The 20,083-nt window shown below is 42.0% G+C and carries 18 protein-coding genes; 3 read left to right on the top strand and 15 right to left on the bottom strand.

The genetic code is table 11. The features are described 5' to 3' along the window. Positions 1–28: 28 nt before the first annotated feature. The 6 genes from DWV68_RS01220 to DWV68_RS01195 all read right to left on the bottom strand — a co-directional run bounded on the left by DWV68_RS01220 (position 29) and on the right by DWV68_RS01195 (position 8,215). Positions 29–1,405 carry a glycoside-pentoside-hexuronide (GPH):cation symporter gene (locus DWV68_RS01220; RefSeq protein ID WP_118056571.1) on the bottom strand — a complete coding sequence of 459 codons (1,377 nt, stop codon included), beginning with the start codon at positions 1,403–1,405 and terminating at the stop codon, positions 29–31. Next, entirely contained in the window at positions 1,402–2,886 is a 1,485-nt protein-coding gene (locus tag DWV68_RS01215; protein WP_118056572.1) for a DUF6937 domain-containing protein, read from the bottom strand. The genes DWV68_RS01220 and DWV68_RS01215 overlap by 4 nt, the downstream gene beginning before the upstream one ends. 27 nt (positions 2,887–2,913) lie before the next feature. Next, positions 2,914–5,322 carry a glycoside hydrolase family 2 protein gene (locus tag DWV68_RS01210; protein WP_118056573.1) on the bottom strand — a complete coding sequence of 803 codons (2,409 nt, stop codon included), beginning with the start codon at positions 5,320–5,322 and terminating at the stop codon, positions 2,914–2,916. Positions 5,323–5,382: 60 nt separating this feature from the next. Further along, entirely contained in the window at positions 5,383–5,946 is a 564-nt protein-coding gene (locus tag DWV68_RS01205; RefSeq protein ID WP_118056574.1) for a TetR/AcrR family transcriptional regulator, read from the bottom strand. Positions 5,947–6,252: 306 nt separating this feature from the next. Next, positions 6,253–7,611 (bottom strand): NCS2 family permease, encoded by a 1,359-nt coding sequence (locus DWV68_RS01200; RefSeq protein ID WP_118056575.1) that lies wholly within the window; start codon positions 7,609–7,611, stop codon positions 6,253–6,255. Between the two features lie 79 nt (positions 7,612–7,690). Continuing rightward, a complete protein-coding gene (locus DWV68_RS01195; protein ID WP_118088140.1) occupies positions 7,691–8,215 on the bottom strand; it encodes an adenine phosphoribosyltransferase in 525 nt (174 codons plus the stop codon). Between the two features lie 198 nt (positions 8,216–8,413). Between DWV68_RS01195 and DWV68_RS01190 the strand changes: the two genes are divergently transcribed. After that, positions 8,414–9,529 (top strand): MGDG synthase family glycosyltransferase, encoded by a 1,116-nt coding sequence (locus DWV68_RS01190; RefSeq protein ID WP_118056577.1) that lies wholly within the window; start codon positions 8,414–8,416, stop codon positions 9,527–9,529. A 571-nt stretch (positions 9,530–10,100) separates the two neighbouring features. Then, positions 10,101–10,733 (top strand): glycerol-3-phosphate acyltransferase, encoded by a 633-nt coding sequence (locus DWV68_RS01180; RefSeq protein ID WP_118056579.1) that lies wholly within the window; start codon positions 10,101–10,103, stop codon positions 10,731–10,733. A 16-nt stretch (positions 10,734–10,749) separates the two neighbouring features. On the opposite strand, the gene DWV68_RS01175 is transcribed toward DWV68_RS01180, so the two are convergent. From DWV68_RS01175 to DWV68_RS01145, 7 genes are all read right to left on the bottom strand, one after another. Beyond that, the gene (locus DWV68_RS01175) at positions 10,750–11,625 is read right to left on the bottom strand and encodes a methionyl aminopeptidase (protein ID WP_022244192.1); all 876 of its coding nucleotides are present in this window, start codon (positions 11,623–11,625) and stop codon (positions 10,750–10,752) included. Between the two features lie 17 nt (positions 11,626–11,642). Then, entirely contained in the window at positions 11,643–12,308 is a 666-nt protein-coding gene (locus DWV68_RS01170; protein ID WP_117698850.1) for a hypothetical protein, read from the bottom strand. 8 nt (positions 12,309–12,316) lie between these two features. Then, positions 12,317–12,754: a GatB/YqeY domain-containing protein gene (locus DWV68_RS01165; protein WP_022244194.1), complete on the bottom strand. Its 438-nt coding sequence runs from the start codon at positions 12,752–12,754 to the stop codon at positions 12,317–12,319. A gap of 134 nt (positions 12,755–12,888) precedes the next feature. Continuing rightward, a complete protein-coding gene (locus tag DWV68_RS01160; RefSeq protein ID WP_118664807.1) occupies positions 12,889–14,139 on the bottom strand; it encodes a C40 family peptidase in 1,251 nt (416 codons plus the stop codon). Between the two features lie 49 nt (positions 14,140–14,188). Continuing rightward, positions 14,189–15,748 carry a DUF3794 and LysM peptidoglycan-binding domain-containing protein gene (locus DWV68_RS01155; protein ID WP_117698852.1) on the bottom strand — a complete coding sequence of 520 codons (1,560 nt, stop codon included), beginning with the start codon at positions 15,746–15,748 and terminating at the stop codon, positions 14,189–14,191. A gap of 61 nt (positions 15,749–15,809) precedes the next feature. Then, on the bottom strand, positions 15,810–16,052 hold the full coding sequence (locus DWV68_RS01150; RefSeq protein WP_022244197.1) for a Veg family protein: 243 nt from the start codon (positions 16,050–16,052) through the stop codon (positions 15,810–15,812). Between the two features lie 83 nt (positions 16,053–16,135). Then, positions 16,136–16,576, bottom strand: coding sequence for a protease complex subunit PrcB family protein (locus DWV68_RS01145; protein WP_227710067.1), 441 nt, complete (start codon positions 16,574–16,576; stop codon positions 16,136–16,138). A 143-nt stretch (positions 16,577–16,719) separates the two neighbouring features. On the opposite strand from DWV68_RS01145, the gene DWV68_RS01140 reads away from it, so the two are divergent. Continuing rightward, positions 16,720–17,454, top strand: coding sequence for a lysophospholipid acyltransferase family protein (locus DWV68_RS01140; RefSeq protein WP_118664805.1), 735 nt, complete (start codon positions 16,720–16,722; stop codon positions 17,452–17,454). Positions 17,455–17,545: 91 nt separating this feature from the next. Here DWV68_RS01140 and DWV68_RS01135 read toward each other — a convergent pair whose 3' ends face one another. Then, positions 17,546–18,922, bottom strand: coding sequence for a UDP-N-acetylmuramoyl-tripeptide--D-alanyl-D-alanine ligase (locus DWV68_RS01135; RefSeq protein WP_118173077.1), 1,377 nt, complete (start codon positions 18,920–18,922; stop codon positions 17,546–17,548). A 21-nt stretch (positions 18,923–18,943) separates the two neighbouring features. Further along, positions 18,944–19,999 (bottom strand): D-alanine--D-alanine ligase family protein, encoded by a 1,056-nt coding sequence (locus DWV68_RS01130; protein ID WP_118056581.1) that lies wholly within the window; start codon positions 19,997–19,999, stop codon positions 18,944–18,946. Positions 20,000–20,083: the final 84 nt, after the last annotated feature.

Raw genomic sequence — 20,083 nt, 5'->3', positions numbered from 1 at the left:
TCTGCCTGCTGTTTTGCTTAATGTCTGTTTATGCTTCTTTCGCTTTAATCTGATCTGTGATTTCCTGCACTTTTTCTTCTGTCAGGATAAATTTCTTACGGAATACCAGCACTGCAATCAGCAAGCCGATAATCGGAATTCCTGCCATTGTCATGCGGAGTCCTAAAAGGGAGCTGCCGGATGCGACAGCTGCGGCTGCTGTTTCTGCAGTATCATTACTTAAGTGGCAGAGATTTAAGCAGATAGAAGCTGCCAGTGCGGCTACTCCGGATGCCAGTTTTACTACAAAGGTCTGCATGGAGAAGATAACGCTCTCGTCTCTCCGGTTATTTTTCAGTTCGCCATAGTCCACGGTATTTGCAAGAAATACGGTGGTAAGTACCGTCAGCATTCCAAAGGCTGTAAAGATAAAGAATGACGGAATAAATAATAACAATAAGTTTGACATATTTGTCAGTGTCAGTATAAATAATACACCATAACCTGCGATTGCCATAACAAAGCTTACATAAAATACCTTCAAGACACTTAAGAATTTACGCAGCAGTGGGAAGAATATCATCATGGAAATAATCTGGATTCCACCACCAAAGGTATTGAATAAAGTATAGCTGTTATACCACGCGTCCCCGCCAAAATCATATTTGAAAAAATAAATCAAAAGGTTTGAAGTAATATAAAGAGAGCAGTTAATCAGCACTATCGTAATAACAACGGTCATTGCCTGGTCATTCTGTAACAATGCCTTAAACATCTGTCCCACTGACGGAGAGTCCACATTTACGGTGGATTTTTCTTTGATGCTCATACAGGTAATGGTGATAAAAATCACAAATAACACTGCAATGATTAATGCAAACCATTTGAAACCGGCACGTTCATTGCCCTGCCCTAATAAAACCACACATTTTACCGTGATAATAGTAATCAGTGCAGAGCCCACGCCTGCACAGGATCGGGCAAGGGTAGAAAGTCCCTCTCTTTCTTTGCCGCCTTCGGTAAATGCCGGAATCATGGACCAGAATGGAATATCCATCATGGTATAAGTAACGCCCCACAGCACATAGGTTACTGCTGCATAGGCAACCAGTCCACCGCCATCTAATGCAGGTGGTGCCGCAAACATCAGATATAAAATTACTGCATTGGTTATGGTTCCAATCAGAAGCCACGGACGGAACTTACCCCAGCGGGTTCTCGTCTTGGCTACGATAATTCCCATAACCGGGTCATTGAATGCGTCAAATACTCTTGCTGCCATCAGGATAATTCCCATTGCAATGGCACTGACACCCAAAATATCCTGATAGTAATATAAAATGTAACTTGCAGAAAGCATGTATACCATGTCTTTGCCAACTGCACCAAGGCCATATGCTACTTTTTCTTTTGTTGTTAATCTCATTGTCCTTCTCCTCCTTTTCGTAAGCCCATTGCCAGTTCCACTACCCTGTATGCGCCATCGTAAATCCCCTGTTTCTTATTTTCCATAATTGCTTCACACATATCGGTAAGCAGATGGTCTGAGCTTTGGAATAATTCCATCATCTGCAGGGTATGTGGAATATCACGGCATTCCAGGGTACCGTCCCCAATCTCTGCGGAATGGATGGCACCCCACTGTTCATGTCCACCCACTCTTTTGATAAAGAGCTTTGGCACCGGATAAAATGCCAGTTCGCTAGGCTTTGTCACCAGTACATCGCAGCTTCGCATCAAAAGATTCGTGCAGTACACTGCTTCAAAAATATTCTTATGGTAGAAGCCATGGACTCCGGTTACTTCCCCATCCAGTGCAGCTTCGGCAAACTGCTTTGTATTCTCCCAGTCATCAAAATGCTCCGTTGCTGCATTTTTAAGTCCCGGAATTTCCTGTAATAATTCTTCCCAGACATTCCGGTAATCTCCCACATTGACATAAAGTGCTGCCCTGCCTTCCCGGATTGCCGGCAGCAGATATCTGATAATAGCCGCAAAAATTTCTCTCTGGGCTCCTGCTCCGCCGATGGTTAATAAGAAACGCATCGGTTTCTTCTCCTGCTTTCTTTTAATTCTCGCTTCGCAGTCTGCTTCAATATTGCTTACCAGCTCATGGTCAATATAATGTCCCGTGTATATAAGATCTTTTTCCGGCATAGGATTTAAGACATCTTTTCCCTGCATGCCATTTAAAATCCGATAACCCTGATACGCATAATGAGTCTGCACCGTATGAAGGCTTCCTTCGGATAAATGCAATGCCATCGGCCAGTTATCCGGAATCGCATTGACTACATATTTCATGCCGGCATGTATAGCTGCCTGTGCCGGCCACACATGGGTTGCTACCACCGGAATTTCCTTTGGTACATTCCGGTAAACCGGAGCCATAAGCTCTGCATTTTTCTGGTCGGAGGCATTATAGGAAAGCTTCCGGAATCCCTCATAGTTCATTGGCTCCCACACCAGTTTATTAAAGAGCTTACTCTTACCGGAAAGTCTAGAACCCAGAGAATACAAATCATTCTGTGCGCCGATTACTTTGGTGCAGGTCGTCTGCTTATAGGAATTCAAGTCCATCCAGTATGGGATATAACCCATGGATTTTGCTGCTGATGCGATTGCCATGGAAATCCGGTAATGTCCAAAACCCATACGGATATTTCCTACGATAATGCCTTTTTCTTTGTCAAATTCCAGTTTCGAAGCCTCTTTCTGCTCCGGCAGCAGCACATCCACAACACCAAGGGAATCTCCGATATGTACATTTTCTTTTAACACTACCGGATAATCTGTCTTACTGTCATCCCCAAATTTCTTTTGAAACTTCTTCTTACTCTTTACCGCTTTCCGGTACACCTTCTGCGGCATTTTGTTTCCGAAGATTTCCCTTGATTTCTCCTTCATAGATACCCTCCTTATCGTTATACTCCCTTATTCTATTTCAAATGTAATTTCTCTGGTTCCTGCCTGGCGGTTGCTTATCATAAGTTTTCCGCTTCCGGTCTTTCCTATGGTCTTTACATAAGTGCCACCCATACCGCCCTGCAGGCTGATGATGTCCGGTCCGATGATTTCTAATGCTCCCTCACATTTTAGCTGCACCGGCTCCTGAAAATATGGTAACAGATTTCCATTTTCATCCACTGCCTGTATTCTTACCGCAGCCACATCATAGGTATGCGTTTCTTTTAATTTCTGACTGCTGACCGTAATCTGATACTGCACCTTCTGTACCGGTTCTCTTACTAAAGTTTTGACCACCTTACCATCCTTTATGGCTTCTAACTTATATACCATAGATTGTCCGCCCCAGTCCCCGACATACCTGTTATAAAGTGCAACCGCATCCTCCATCTTCATATGATAAAAAAGCATCAGCTTTGCTGCCAGATAATATGCTCTTTTCGGCAGATGGTTCATGCCATATCGTGCTGCCAGATTCAAAACCTCTTTTACCATTGCCGCCTGTTTCGGTGCGAAATTCTCTCCCTCTTCGATGGCATTTCCAATGTAATCATCAATTGGAACCGGACCATGTTTCAGATTCTTATATGGAGAATCCGCTTTCTTATATTCCTTGATAAACCGGTCATTTTTGTACATTTTAACACTGTCTGCATTGGTAAAAATATAAGTCTCGCCCCGGTTGCAGGCTGGATGTTCTCCAATATCCATCGTTGAACTTAAGGCTAATACCGGTCTTTCTTCCTGCTGGCAGGCATACACATCTGCCGCCATTTTCGGATTACGGAACATGTCTAAGACTCCGTGATAGCAGATTCTGTCTCCACTGCCGAAATCTTTATGTGTATTATAATCTGCCATACACCATCCGAAGCTTCCGGCAATGTCCTCTTCTCCTGCTACTGCATCCAGTACACTGGCGTGGCGGAGTGCATGCCACATACGATGTTCTTCCCAGTCGAAGGATTTGGTGGAATACATATGTCCGTTATATTCTGTGATAAGATACGGTTTTTCTATATCGGATGTCACATCCTTCTTATGCTCACAGCCTTTGTTCAGACCATTGTGTACAAAATCATTATAGGTATATACATCCTCCAAAAGACTGCTCTTTTTATGCGCCCGCACACCACCGGTCTGCCTGGTATCATCCAGCTTGTGTGCCATTGCATTGGTGCGGCGGTAAAATTCATCATCATCCTGTGATTCATTAATCCTCACACCCCAGAGAATAACGGATGGATGGTTGCGGTACTGCATCACCATGTCTTTTACATTTTCCACCGCCTGTGCTTTCCATGCTTCATCACCGATATGCTGCCAGCCCGGAATCTCGGTAAATACCATAAGCCCCAGCTCATCGCACCGGTTTATAAATTCCTGGGACTGCGGATAATGGGAGGTCCGCACTGCATTCAGCCCTAACTCTTTCTTTAATACTTCCGCATCCATCCTCTGTATGGAAGCCGGCATGGCATAACCCACATAAGGATAGCTCTGGTGACGGTTCAAACCCCGGATTCTAAACTTCTGTCCATTTAAGTAAAAGCCATCTTTTTGGAATACTGCCTGACGAAAGCCCACCGTTGTTACAACCTCATCGATTATATTATTTCCGGTTACAAGCTGGGTCTTTACTTCATATAACGCCGGATTCTCTACCTCCCATAGGGATACGATTCCTGCCGGAAATGCAAGTTTTTTCTTTCCCTCCTGCGTAGGAATTTCAGAAAAAGTTTTCTCTCCAATCAGCCGGTATTCCTCTTCACCTTTTTTCCGGATGTACTGCCGCAGCAACAGGTTTTCTTCGTTTCCTGCCAGCGTAATTTCTGATAGCAGTGTTCCCTTCTTTGTCTCCAGCTCCACCTGTGGTTTTAAAAATACATCTGCAAGATAGCTTTCCTCATTTATCTCAAGATAAACATCCCGGTAAATTCCACCGTAGGTCATATAATCAATAACAAATCCAAAGGGCGGAACATTCAGATTCTCATTGCTGTCCACCCGCACCGCAATGATATTATCTTCCCCATAGTGAAGCTGTGCTGAAATATCAATGGTAAATGCCGTATATCCGCAGTGGTGTGTGCCTGCTTTCTTTCCATTTACATAGACTTCACTGTCATGGGCAACTCCCTCAAAGGTCAGCCGTACCACTTTTCCTTCCCACTCTTTCTTCGCCAAAAGGTGTCTGCGGTAGCCGCTTACCATCTGATACGCATGCTCATCAAAATAGTGAAAGGGCAGTTCCTTTACCGTATGGGGAATCCGTACGCTCTGCATTGCTGCTTCGTCATATTCTGCATTGCCCTGTGTTGCTTCCCATTTCTCACTGAAATACCAGTCATTGTCCAAATAGTATTTTTCTCTCATACCTTTTCCTCGCTCTTTCTACTGGTGTATTTCTATTCATGCATCTCTATTCACACATGTCTATTGTCTCGTGTTAATTCCATCCACCAGAATATTCACTACTTCCTCTAATGCCTCACCATAGGAAAGTTTGCTCTGAATCAGGATGTCTCTTTGGAAGAACTGTTCTAAGGAGGCTTCCAGCATCATCTTTAAAACCGGTATGTTGATGCGGCGGATTACGCCTTCCTCCATGCCCTGTTCCAATAACGCAATGGTGGTCTCCCAGCCGGTCTCTAACCGAAGTTCCACCTGATGATAGATTTCCGGAAATTTATCTTTTAATAAATACATCTGCCGGAAATCAATTTCCTTATAACTCTCCGGCATTACCCCTAAGATTTTCCGTATTTTTTCTAAAGTTCCAAGGCTTTCGTCTGCCATAACTTCCCGTTCACTTTCCTTGATGCAGTCAAACAGATAATCCACCATGGCAAGAAATAACGCCTCTTTATCTGCAAATACCTGATAAATCGTTTTCTTGCTGATACCAAGAATGTGGGCGATATCATCCATGGTAAATTTCAATCCCTTCTGGTTAAATGCCTGCATCGTGCCCTGCAATATTTTTTCTCTCAATTCCATGTTCACTACCCCTATTCTCTGTGGAAACTACTTTTTGTTTTTCGGTTTCCTTAATTGTAACACCTTGGGATTTCCGTTACAAGAAACTGAATCACCAAAATTAGTTTCCTGAATTTGTGGATTTTGACGAGAAGGGAATTTCAACTATGCAAAATACCATTTATATTTTTTCAATTACAACATAACTTACTTCATTTTGCCCCCATCCTGATGTCTTAACACTCAAATATTAGTAAAAGAGCCAGATACCTTAAAACAAAGATATCTGGCTCTTCATAATTATTTTATTTAATTTTGAATCTCCTCTTACAGGAAGATATATTTACAAATGAATAATACTGCAAGAATATACATCAGTGGAGTGATCTTCTTAACTTTACCACAGATTAAGTTGATGATAACGTAAGAGATAACACCGATTGCGATACCTTCTGCAATGCTGTACATAAGAGGCATAGCAATTAAGCAAAGGTATGCAGGAGCTGCTTCTGTAACATCGTTGAAGTCAATCTTAACGATTGCAGATACCATAAGGAATCCAACGAAGATTAATGCAGGAGCGGTAGCAAATCCTGGGATTGCTGTAAAGATTGGTGCAAATAAGATTGCAATCAGGAACATGAATCCGGTTACAACAGATGCAAAACCGGTTCTGGCACCTGCACCTACACCAGCAGAACTCTCTACGAAAGTTGTGGTTGTAGAAGTACCAAGAACAGCACCAGCGGATGTTGCGATAGCGTCAGCTAATAACGCATTTTTAACTCTTGGAAGCTTTCCTTCTTTGTCTAACATACCAGCTTTATCAGAAACACCGATTAAGGTTCCGATGGTATCAAACATATCTACAAATAAGAAGGATAATAATACTACGATAAAGTTAACAATACCTACACCGGTAAAGTCAGCTTTGAAACACTGTCCAAAGGTTTCTCCGATTTTGGTGAAGTCTGTCATTGCAAATGTAGGATATAAAGAATAGAATCCAGCTTCTGCATCAATCTGATAGATGCCTGCCGCCTGGCAGATCATACCAAGAATCCATGTAGCAAGGATTCCGATAAGGATGGAACCTTTTACATTCTTTACATATAAAATGATGGTAAGAATTAAACCAATCAGTGCAAGTAAAGCACAGATTCCTTCTGTATGCCAATTCTCTGTAAATTTAACATAAGATAATAAAGTAGTGCTGTTGTCAACAACAATGTGAGCACCCTGTAAACCGATGAAAGCAATAAACAGACCAATACCGGCACTTACACCTTTTTTCAGTGTAGCAGGAATGGCATTGAAAATTGCCTCACGTACGTTGGTCAGTGAAAGTACGATAAAGATGATACCTTCAATGAACACTGCCATTAAAGCGACTCTCCAGTCATAACCCATATTTCCACATACTGTAAATGCGAAATATGCATTCAATCCCATACCAGGAGCTAATGCGAATGGATAATTAGCCATCAAAGCCATTGCAAGTGTTCCGATAAAGGATGCAAGACAGGTTGCAATCAGAACTGCAGTAGGATCCATGCCAGCAGCAGATAACAGGTTCGGGTTAACTGCCAGGATGTAAGCCATTGTCATAAATGTGGTAAGACCTGCAATTACTTCTGTCTTGACGTTAGTGTTGTTCTCTTTGAATTTGAACATTTTCTCTAACATTTTTCTTCCTCCAAATTGTTTTTTATACCTAAAGCCAGCCTCTCTGGCAATAAGTCATGGTAAACTTCTCTTCTGTAAATTATTTTCCTTCATATGTAATTACAGAAGCAACATCATAACCCTTCAAACGTTCTCTTCCCTTTAATCCAGCCAGTTCCATTAAGAAAATGACTTTGACTACTTCACCGCCAAGCTGCTCTACTAATTTGATAGCAGCTTCAATGGTTCCGCCGGTTGCGATTAAGTCATCTACTAACACAACCTTCTGCCCCGGTTTGATGGAATCCTTGTGCATCTCAATGGTAGCCTGTCCATACTCTAAATCATAAGACTGTGAAATGGTCTCACATGGTAATTTTCCTTTTTTACGAACCGGTACAAACGGTTTATGCATTTCGTAAGCAATTGGTACTCCGAAAATGAACCCTCTGGATTCTGTACCGGCAACTACATCATAGTCCACACCATCTAAAAGCTTAATCATGGAATCTATTGCAAGCTGAAGTCCATCTGCATCCTGCAATACGGAAGTAATGTCCCTGAAAATGATTCCCGGTTCCGGGAAATCCGGTATACTTCTTACATATTCTTCTATTTTTTTCATCTTAATACCCTTCTTTCTATTTACTGCCCTCTGTTTTAAAAAACACCTTTTTATTATAAATTTATACTGCCAGAAATACAAGCAATTTTTTATAAAATGTTAAGTTTTTCGTTACAATTTTTTATGAAAAGTTGCTATTTTATTGCAAATATATTAAGATGTTCTATACGAAAGAAAAGTTCGGAAAGGGGATTTTTTGTGAAAATTCTGATTTTATCCTGCAACACAGGAGAAGGACATAACGCCGCCGGTCATGCCGTGGAAGAAGCAGCTCTGGCAAGGGGACACGAAGTAAATTTTGTCGATGCCATGCAGCTTGGCAAAAGACATACTTCACGCCTTATCAGCGGACTTTATATTGGAATTGTAAAGCATCTGCCGTGGTTTTTCGGTTTCATTTATAAGCTGGGAATGCTTATCAGTAACCGCCATTTCAAATCTCCGGTTTACTGGGCAAATGCAAAGCTGGCGAAACCGCTTGCATCCCTCATCGAAGAAGGAAATTATGACATTGTGGTGATGCCGCACCTTTACCCGGCAGAGACCATTACTTATATGAAGAAACACAACATGCTGCCGGTAAAAGCAGTCGCTATCGGAACCGATTATGCCTGCATCCCTTTCTGGGAGGAAACCAACTGCGACTACTATGTTATTCCCCATGAGGATTTAGTAGACGAATATATAAAACGCGGTGTTCCAAAGGAAAAATTACTGCCTTACGGTATTCCGGTGCGCCACGCCTTTGCCAAGCATACACCAAAGGACATTGCCCGCCGCAAATGCCACCTAGATGCTGATGCTCCTACCTTTCTCATTATGAGTGGAAGTATGGGATTTGGAAAGCTTGCAGTCTTTGCCATGGCACTTTATAAGCAGTGTAAAAATGACGAACACATTGTAATTATCTGCGGAAACAATAAGAAATTACAGTCTGTTCTCACCAAAGAATTCAGACATTGCCCGCGGGTTCATGTCTTAGGCTACACCAGACATGTTTCCCTTTATATGGATGCCTGTGATGTCATCTTTACCAAGCCGGGCGGACTTACTTCCACTGAAACTTTAGTAAAGGGAATCCCAACTATCCATACCGCACCGATTCCAGGCTGCGAAACCGCAAACAGTGCATTTTTCGTAGACCGTGGTATTTCCTATGCCTCTAAATACATGATAGAACAGATTCGCCTTGGAAAGCTGCTGATGCGAAGCCATGATTTACAGGAGGAAATGCATACCGCACAGCTCCGGGAGCAGAAATCCGATGCAGCAGAACGCATTGTGGACCTGTTAGAATCACTGTCTGAAAAATAACGACAATTGCTTTTATTCAAACAAGTGATTGCGGAAGCAGGAGAAAAGATTTTAATAGGAAATTTTGTGGCATTCCATGTACATCTGATTTTCCTGGATGTGAAATGCCAACCATTCTTAGTGGTTCATTTTTCTTGATTATAAACTGTCTTTTCGCTTGCTTTGACAGAATCTCGGCACTGTCCGTCAAAAGCGGATGCCACATAAAGCCTGCAAGGGGCACTAGGAATTTCGACATCATACTATTTTCATCTGGCAACCGGCACAAATTCACATCCATGTTCAACTGTGCCTCGCTGGTACATCCCTGTACCAGCGTTGCCTGTTGCCAGACGAAATTCCAAGTGCCCCTAACAGTCCTTACCAGGCATCCGCACTTTGACGAACAGTACCAGGATTCTGTTAAACATGGAAAAGACTGTTTTTATCAGAAAAAGAAAAATGAACTACTTAGAACGGTGGTATTTCATCATCGGAAAATCAATGCATATGGAATACCGCAAAATTCCTTTATACAAAATCTATCTCCTTCCGCAATCACCTGTTTATCGAAAAGAAAAGGAGCCTTTATATGAACCAATCAATTATCACCTGCATCTTTTTTTCCATCGCCGGCTATCTCAGCGGCAGCATACTCTATGCCTACTGGATTCCAAAGATATTATTCCAGAAAGATATCTGTGCATTAAGTCCGGATGGAAATCCCGGCACTGCCAATGCCTTTGTGTACGGCGGATTCCGGGCTGGTATTCTTGCGCTCCTTTTGGAACTTTTCAAGGGCTTTTTCCCGGTCGTACTCGCCCTACGGACATTGGATATTGACACTCCACACATGATTCCGATTCTGATAGCACCGGTTCTCGGACATGCGTTCCCATTGCAGTTTCATCCGAAAAACAGTAACAAAAAAGGCGGCAAAGCCATTGCCGTCTCCTTTGGTGTACTGCTTGGAATCTTTCCGGTTGTTCTTCCGGTTCTTTTCCTTGCTGCTGCTTATATTCTTTTTTCTGTGGTCTTAATTATCCGGCCACATCTTTTCCGGTCCATTATTACCTTTGGCGTATTCTGCCTTCTGGTCTTTCTCTTTGTGCCGGTTCTCTCCATTGACTTTGCCTGCCTTGGAATTGCACTGCTTGTTATCTATAAGCATCTTTGCGCTTACCAGAATGAGAAACTTTCCATCCGGTTTTTCTTTCAAAAATAGCTTTTTTAAGAGATACCTACCAGGAAATAACTTCGGTTCCCTCTTCGGTTACCAGAACCTGAATCTCCCACTGGGCACTTGGAAGTCCGTCTTCTGTATACACGGTCCAGTTATTTTCATCATCTATGTAGATAGCTTCTTTTCCCATATTTACCATTGGCTCAATCGTAAACATCATGCCCGGAACTAAGAGCATCTCGGTTCCTCTCTTGCTGTGATAGCCAACCCATGGCTCTTCGTGGAATTCTTTTCCAACACCATGTCCACCGATTTCTCTTACGATAGTATAGCCATTTTCATAAGCATGGTCATGCACTGCCTGCCCCATATCTCCTAAAAAGCCCCATGGTTTTACCGCTTTTAAGCCTTCTTCCACACATTCTTTCGTTACCTGGACAAGACGCTTCTTTTCTTCACTGACATCTCCAATCAGAAACATTCTGGAGGAATCAGAAAAATATCCATCTAATATTGTGGAAACATCCACATTAATGATATCGCCATCCTTTAAAATAATATCCTCCGATGGAATACCATGGCATACCTCTTCATTAATTGACGTACAGACGCTCTTCGGAAATCCCTGATAATTAAGTGGTGCCGGGATTCCACCCATAGCTGTTGTTTTCTCATATACCATACGGTCAATTTCTTCTGTACTCATGCCGGCTTTGATATGCTCAGCCACATAATCCAGTACTGCCACATTAATTTTGGCACTTTCCCTGATACCTTCGATATCCTTCGGTGTCTTAATCAAATCATGGGTTGGCACAATACAGCCTGCCTCACGATACTTTTCAATCTTCTCATCAAATGACTGATGGCATGTCTTATACTTTCTTCCACTGCCACACCAGCAGGGATCATTTCTACCTATTTTTACAGACATTTCTATTTCCTTCCATTCTAATGATTCAATATGATATTCCCAAAATCCACTCTGTCCCAGAGCTTCTCATTCAGTTTATACTTATGTTCTTTTAAAATCTGCTCATATGGCTCTGCCCCGGCACTGTAACCGTCAAAATCACTGTTATTCTCTGCTGCTATCTGATTCTGATATTTCTGTGCCAGTGCAGCTTTCTCTAACTGACGATCTATCTCTGCTTTATCAACGCCCAGTCTTTCCTGCTGTTCCTCTGTCATATCCGTCCAGAAATCCTCCTGACGGCTGCAAAGCTGTTCTTCTTCTTTTTCATCCAGCGTCAGTTTCTCTGCCATTGCCTGCCGGTAAAAGATTTCATCATGTACTGCCATTTCGATGACATGGGTCTTTGCCACTTCTTTTACAAACCTTCCACTGGTATGAAGATTCCAATACTTATTCGTATCATAATAGTCATAGGCTGCTGCCTCATCTTCTACCTTCAGTTCCTCATAAGCGATATACATTGCCAGATCCCCAAGCTGCAGTTTTTCTCCATCTACTGTCAGGATATCTTCGGAAAGATACTCCCTGTATACAATCTTCCCCCTTCGTTCGGAAACAAAGAGACTGATTAATAACAGTACCAGTAGAATCAGTATTGTAATGAACCATATGCGCTTCTTCTGTGATTTATTTTCACTCATACACTATCCTATTTGCAAAGCTCTGCTACAACCTGTCCGATTAATTTACCATCTGCCTTACCTTTTAACTCCGGCATAACTGTTTTCATAATCTGACCTTTATTTTTGGTTGCAATGACATCTGCAAATTTTTCTGTCAGAATCTTACGTACTTCTTCCTCAGAAAGCATTGCCGGTGCATATTCGCTCATAATGTCATAACGCTGCTGATATTCCGCAAGTAAATCTGTTCTTTCTGCCGGACAGGAATCAATCTGTTCTTTTACGGTCTTCATTTCTTTTAAAATCACACGGTTTACTAATTCTTCTTTTATGTCATCACGACAGCCTTCATCAATTGCTGTTTTCTTCACTGCAGAAACCAGCGAAGAAATTGCATCTTTTCTTGGTTTATCTTTTGCCTTCATTGCTGCTATCATTTCTTTTTGTAACTGTTCTATCTGCATTTCTTATTCCTCCTAAAATATTTTCTACTTTTTCATTATACGCAACTTGAAAGATTTTACAAGTTCTTAAAACCCCGCAGTAGTTTGCTTACTGCGGGGAATTTTTATCATTTTTCTTCTTTATGGATAACTTTTTACAATACACGCCGGACAGATATAATGCTTCGATAAGTTGCTGAGCCTGTCTTAATGCCGGTAGACGGTGAACTTGCATGGACAATCTGTCCTCCGCCCATATAAATTGCCACATGACCGGCATAACAGACAATGTCACCTGGCTGGGCATTCTCATAGCTTACTTCACTTCCTGCTCGCTGTAATGCTACCGAACTATGAGGCAGGCTGATTCCAAAGTTTGCATAGACACTTTTAATGAATCCGGAACAATCTGCTCCATTGGTCAGGCTCTCGCCGCCCCATACATACGGATTTCCAATAAACTGACAGGCATAAGATACTACATCGCTTCCACTGACTGATGTACTAAAAGAAGGATTCAATCCACCTCCCCCTGTACTGCCACCAGTAGTGCTGTCACCTCCGGTATTGCTGCCATTATTATTTCCCGTTGTATTTCCATTATTATTGTTAGCAGTTGTTGTATTATTGCCTTTATTATTATTCTGAGCAGCGGCAGCTGCTGCAGCTGCCTGCTCCTGTCTTATGATTTCATTCTGCTCATCAACAGTAGCTTTATACTGGGCTGCAAGACTCTGGGCTGATGCAAGCTGGGTATCAAAATCAGACATCTGAGACTGTTTCTCTGCAATCATGCTTTCATAAGAAGCCTGCTGTTCCTGATAAGACTGCTGCACTTCCTCTAACTCTGCCTTCTCTGTCTCCACCTGACTCTTAAGGTCAGCTACCTGCTGCACTGTCTCCTGATACTGCGTCAGAAGATTTCTGTCATAATCATAAATCTGCTGGGCATATTCCAGACGATTCAGTAAATCGGAGAAATCTGTTGCGCCCACCAGTGCCTCAATATAACTGTCATCCCCATTCTCATACATATATACGATACGCTTTTTCATAGCATCGTACTGGTTCTGTTCATCTTCCTGTGCCTGTGCAAGCTGTGCTGTCACATTATCCAGTTCAGTCTGCTTATCCGAAAGTTCCCCTTCCAGAATATCTAAGTTCATAATAATATTTACCAGATCTGCATCCAGTGCATCAATCTGGGACTGCAGTTCCTGCTGCTGGCTCTGTATATTCTCTATATCTGCATTGGCATTATCCAATGCGGTCTGTGCTTCACTCTTCTTGTTTTTAGCCTTTGAAAGAGCGCTTGCTGACGCACTTTGAAAACATGAAATTCCAAGAATTGCTACCAGTCCTGCTGCAACCAACCGCATTTTCCACATATGTTTTTTTCTGTGCATATTTCTGCTCCTTCCACTTTTGTGTATTTCCTATCATCTTAGTATAACATCATGATACCATCTTTACAATTAACAATTTATCGCCTTTTTGAATTTCTTCACTCTTTAAGTCGTTGGTTTCCATTAACTGGGAAATAGTCGTATGATTTGCCTTGGCAATTTTCCAGAGACTGTCCCCCTCTCTTACAATATATCCGGTAATTCCTGGCTGTCTCTGTAATTCTTCCATATCCCGTTCTGTAATTCTGATTTCATCCATTTTCTGGATGTTCTCCTGTGAAAATGCAATCAGATTCAGATTCAGTACTGCCTTTACCTCAATCTGGGTATTATCCAAAAGAATCGCTGACAACTGCTCGATTCCCGCTTCCAGTTCATAGTTCATATCGTCTGTCATTTCCGGGACTTCAATCAGCTGTTCAAAAGGAAATGTCTCCCGGCAGGTTCCAATCGGCATGGCATCGTCCGTGGTTACATAAAGGATTTCCACATTCAGGCTTCCTTCCACTTTAAGACCGTCTGCCTGTGGCTCCACATGGTCAATAAATGCCATTCCTTCGCAGGAACAAATCTGCAGGATATTCTCCTGATTCTTCTTTAAATTCATGTGGTCTGTCAACCGGCATTTTGCATAATTCTTTGCCAGCAGCCTGCTCATGGTAACTTCTTCATAAGCTGGTGTCATCTCTTCCCGCAGCGAATATACGTCCTCTACCACATCTGCCTCTGTTTCCTTCCAGATACAGATATCTAATTCTAACGTCATATCCAGACTGATTTTCCGGTCTTCTCCATCATAATCCGGTCTGACCTCTACTTCCACACTGGCAGGTGTTACCTGAATCCGATAGATTTTTTCCTCACTGCATCCCTCGCAGGCAAGTTCTCCGTTCAGTGGTATCGTCTCTTCTAACCATTCTAACCGGCGTTCTTCTTTCTGGGCATAATAAAGCAAAAACAGCCTTATTTCTCCGGTAAGCTGGATTTTTTCTTCTCGTAACCTCGTTTCCACACCCCGAAGCTGCACACTTTTCCATAAAATCTGTTCTACATCTGGCTTGCTCTGGGGCAACTCTATTTCCTGTTTCAACCGGTAATTATCTTTCTTACAGGTTTCCAATTCCAGAATATTATGCCTGTTCTGAAGGATTTCCAACGGATGTTCCATGGCTACTCCCGTAATCAGTTCCGTCTCCTTGCGCATCCGCATTTCTGCCTTCAGCATCACCAGTGCACGAACACTTAATTTTCTGGAATTAATAATCCCGATATTAATGTCTTCCAATTCTGCTGTGACGTCCACCGGATCTAATTCATTCACTCCATCCATACTGATGGTTTCTTCAAATGGAATCTGTCCCCGCAGGCAGTCTAATTTATGCTCCTCCATATCGCTGCGGTAGAGCACATGAAAGATAAGATTCCCCTTCACATAAATACGTCCTTCTTTTACCTGTATCTCATCAAAGCGGATTTCACCTTTTTCTTTCAGTACTTTTACAATATCCGGCCGATAATCCGGTAGATTGTAATCATCATCCAGAGTAATCTGACTCATGGCACTGGCTTTTTCATAATTCATATGTATGTTCTGTTTCTTTATTTCCACTAAAAAAATCCCCTTCCTGAATGTTATTTCATTTTATTCAGGAAAAAGGGACTTTATTCTTCTAACATAATTTCATTCGGATATCTCTTGTTATGATATCTGTATAACTGAAAGATAATAACTGTGGCGGATTGCCTTCTCTTTCATCATCTACAAGAATCGTGAATACACTCGGATAAGCATTCTGTATTACACCACGCTGTACATCTACTTTATTACGACCTCTGTCCAGTTGAATCATTACACTGCTACCGCACTGCTGATGCACGGATGCCCGGACTCTGTTAATATCTGCTCTCTGCATATACCAGTTCCTCCTTTTTTATCCACGCTCTTTAGTATATCACCGTGTTAAAATGCTGTCAAAGGGAAAAAAGTACCATTTTTTCACTCAAACACCACGTTCTTGTCACATTTTGTCACCTCAACCACAATATATGGGAAACTTGGTGCCTTTGCCACCGTCTCATTCTCCCCCGGGCCAATCAGCGTTGTAACAAAACAGAGGGCATTCTGAGTCAGATAAACATCTTTTACGGAAATGCTGTAGCCTCCCGTTTCCTTCTCTCCATAACCCCTTGCAATATAGAGTTTTCCGTTATCTTCATAAGTCAGCTTGAAATCCATTTCCTTTCGTTCTTCAATTTCCTGCTTCAATTCTTCCGGCACTGCTTCCTCTTCTAACACGGTAAATTCCACGTCTTCTATTTTACTGCCATTGGTATCTTCGATACCGCAGCCTGCTGCTGCCAGTCCAATCCATGCTACCGCAAGCAGACCGATGACACTCCGGACAGCTTTCCTTGCTTCTATTGTTTTCCGTTTCACTTTCTTCTCCCTGTTTTTATTCTTTTCATTCTATTCCAAAATCCGGATTATCATGTTGTAATTCTTAAGCTTTACCGCTATAATAGGGAAAGAAATCAGTATTTTGTTTTTGAAATTTATATCCAGAAAGGAATTCTATCTCTATGATACGAGCAATTCTTGCACTTTTATTTGCTGTTCTTTACCTGATTCTTGGTATTCCAGTTCTCTTTGCAGAATGGATTATCCGTAAATGCAACCGCCATGCTGCCGACATCAGCAGTCTTCGCATGGTGCAGTGGGCATTTCGTGTGATTATGTTTATCTGTGGCGTTAAGCTGACTGTAATCGGGGAAGAAAATGTTCCAAAAGATGTTCCGGTTCTTTATATCGGAAATCATAGAAGTTATTTTGACATTATTATCACTTATTCCAGATGTCCGAGACTCACCGGTTACATTGCCAAAGACACCATGGGAAAAGTTCCTCTTTTAAACATCTGGATGAAGCGGCTCTACTGCCTCTTCTTAGACCGTACCGATATGAAGAAGGGCTTAAAAACCATCCTGACCGGTATCGACCAGATTAAAACCGGCATTTCCATGTGTATCTTCCCGGAAGGTACCAGAAACAAGACTGAGGACGAAATGCTTCCTTTCAAAGCCGGAAGCCTAAAGCTCTCTGAGAAAACCGGATGTCCGATTGTTCCTATGGCAATCACCAATTCTGCTGATATTCTGGAAAATCATTTTCCAAAGGTAAAACCTACCCATGTTATCCTGCAGTATGGTACTCCGATTTATTTAGATCAGCTTTCTGCCGATGACCGCAAACATCTTGCTACCTATACACAGAATACGGTGCATGAGCTGCTGGCAGATAACCGGAAATATCTTTAAACCGCAAATATTGACGAAAAAAGGAACTGTAGCTTTGATGACTATACTTCAAAGTTACAGTTTCTTTTTTCATTTTTCAAAAAACATTTTCTTATGCTTCGGTTAATGCTGCCACCACTTTCGGGAATTCCATAAAATGTGATGCCTTGACTAAAACAGCATCTCCTTCTTTTACGGTAGCAAGAAGTTCTTCTGTCATCTCCTCACGGGTTGCATAATGTTTTACGGTCAGAGCCGGATTCTGTTTCTTCGCTCCTTCTGCCAGTTTCCCGGATAATGTTCCAACACAGAATAACAAATCAATCGGCAGTGTTCCGGCATAGGTTCCCACTTCATAATGAAGCTGTTTTTCATCCTCGCCTAATTCACCCATATCTCCAAGAACCGCTATCTTTCGTCCCCCTGCCTTAGACAGGACATCCAAAGATGCCTTCATGGAAACCGGATTCGCATTGTAGCAGTCATCAATAACCGTCATGCCCTTTGTGTGAATCAGATTCGTTCTTCCGCTGATGGTGGAAGCGGCTGCAATTCCACATTTAATTTCATCCATGGAAAGGCCTAACTGTTCTGCCACGCAGGTTGCTGCCAGTGCATTATATACATTATGTTCTCCCGGAATTGGAATAAATACTTCCATGTCTCCCTGTGGAGTGTGGAATTCTGCTGTCATTCCTTCTAAGCCATGCTCTGTAACTGCATCTGCACAGACAGAAGTCTCGCAGAGATTCCTTCCCTTGATTCCATAAAATACAGGCTTTCTTCCTGCCACCTGCTCTACAGTTGAAAGTTTGTCATCATCTCCATTTAATATCACAACACCATCCGGTTTCAAATGGGCAAAGCTTTCTGTCTTTGCTTTTAAGATTCCATCTCTGGTTTTCAAATTCTCCAGATGACATAAACCGATATTGGTAATAACCATAATATCCGGCTGCGCCATATCTGCCAGTTCATGCATCTCGCCAAATTCAGAAATTCCCATTTCCAGAACTGCAACCTGATGCTCTTTTTCAATCTGAAAAATAGTCAGTGGCAGACCGATTCCATTATTAAAATTCCCCTGTGTCTTATGTACCCGGAATTTTGTGCCCAGTACAGATGCAATCATTTCTTTGGTACTGGTCTTTCCAACACTTCCGGTAATTCCCACTACTTTAACGTCAAGAGTACTCCGATAGAAACGTGCCAGACGCTTCATGGCAGTTACGGTATCTTCCACCAGAATATAAGCTCCATCTACATCAAGACTCTGCTGGGACAGTGCATATGCTCCTTTTTTTAATACATCCGGAATAAATTTGTGACCATCGACCTTTTCTCCCGGAATGGCAACAAATAAATTTCCTGCCTTTACTCTCCGGCTGTCAATCTCTACTCCGGTTACGGTATATTCTTTTGCTTCATTCCCACCTATTAATGTTCCACCGCAGGCTTCTGCAATCTGTGCTAATGTCAGTTCCTTCATATCTGCCTTCTCTGCCCTTTCTTATGCTCCGTATTTCTCCATGGAAATATCAACCAGCTGCTGGCATAACTCTTCGAAGTTTACTCCTTCTACCTTGGCTTCCTGCGGCAGTAAGCTGGTTGCTGTCATACCAGGCAATGTATTTGCCTCTAAGCAGTATACTTCATCTTTTGCATTGACTAAGAAGTCGATTCTGGAATAGGTGTCCAGGCCTAACGCTTCCGCAACTTTTACTGCATGCTTCTGCATCTCTTTTGCCACACTGTCTTTAATATCTGCCGGACAGGTTTCCACTGTGCTTCCAGCCTTATACTTATTTTTATAATCGTAAAATCCTTCTTTTGGTGCAATCTCGATAACCGGCAATGCTCTTCCTTTGATGACACCTACTGAAAATTCTCTTCCCTCTACATATTCTTCAATTAAGATTTCATCTTCCCAAAAGAATGCATCATCCAATGCTTTTGTAAAATTGCTTTCTTCTTTTACAATGGAAACACCGATACTGGAACCACCACAGCATGGCTTTACCACGCAAGGCAGCGTAATTCCGATTTCAGCCAGACTGTCTTTTCTGTCCTTTTTCTTCATATAAATGCCCTTCGGACATGGGATTCCATTGGCTTCAAAAAACTGCTTTGCCATATTTTTATTCATGGCAATCGCACTGCTTAAATAGCCGCTTCCGGTATAACGGATTCCAAACAAATCAAAGGCTGCCTGAATCTTACCATTCTCTCCATTTTCTCCATGTAATGCCATAAATACAATATCTGCCATACGGCACATTGCGATTACATTCGGTCCAAAGAAGCAGGCAGACTGGTCTTTTCTACTCTTTCTTACCTTATCAAGATCTGGAGCCGTCTCCGGTATATCCGCTACTTTTACACTTGCTTCTTCTGAATGTTCAAAAATTCCAGTAATATCCTGTTCTTCTTCTCCATATCCCATAAACACATCCAGAAGAATAACCTGATGTCCATTCTTCCGCAATGCCTTTGTTACCATATCTCCTGTTTTAAAAGACACATCACGCTCTGTGCTCAAGCCGCCTGCCAAAACTACGATATTCATTCTCTAATGTCCTTCTTTCTTTCAGATTCAAATATGTATATTACATCTCTTTTTTCAATATGTATATTATACCTTTTTTTCTTA

The sequence above is a fragment of the Roseburia sp. AF12-17LB genome, from assembly GCF_003479605.1.
Taxonomy (GTDB): domain Bacteria; phylum Bacillota; class Clostridia; order Lachnospirales; family Lachnospiraceae; genus Roseburia_C; species Roseburia_C amylophila.
This window is presented reverse-complemented; position numbering and strand designations above follow the sequence as displayed.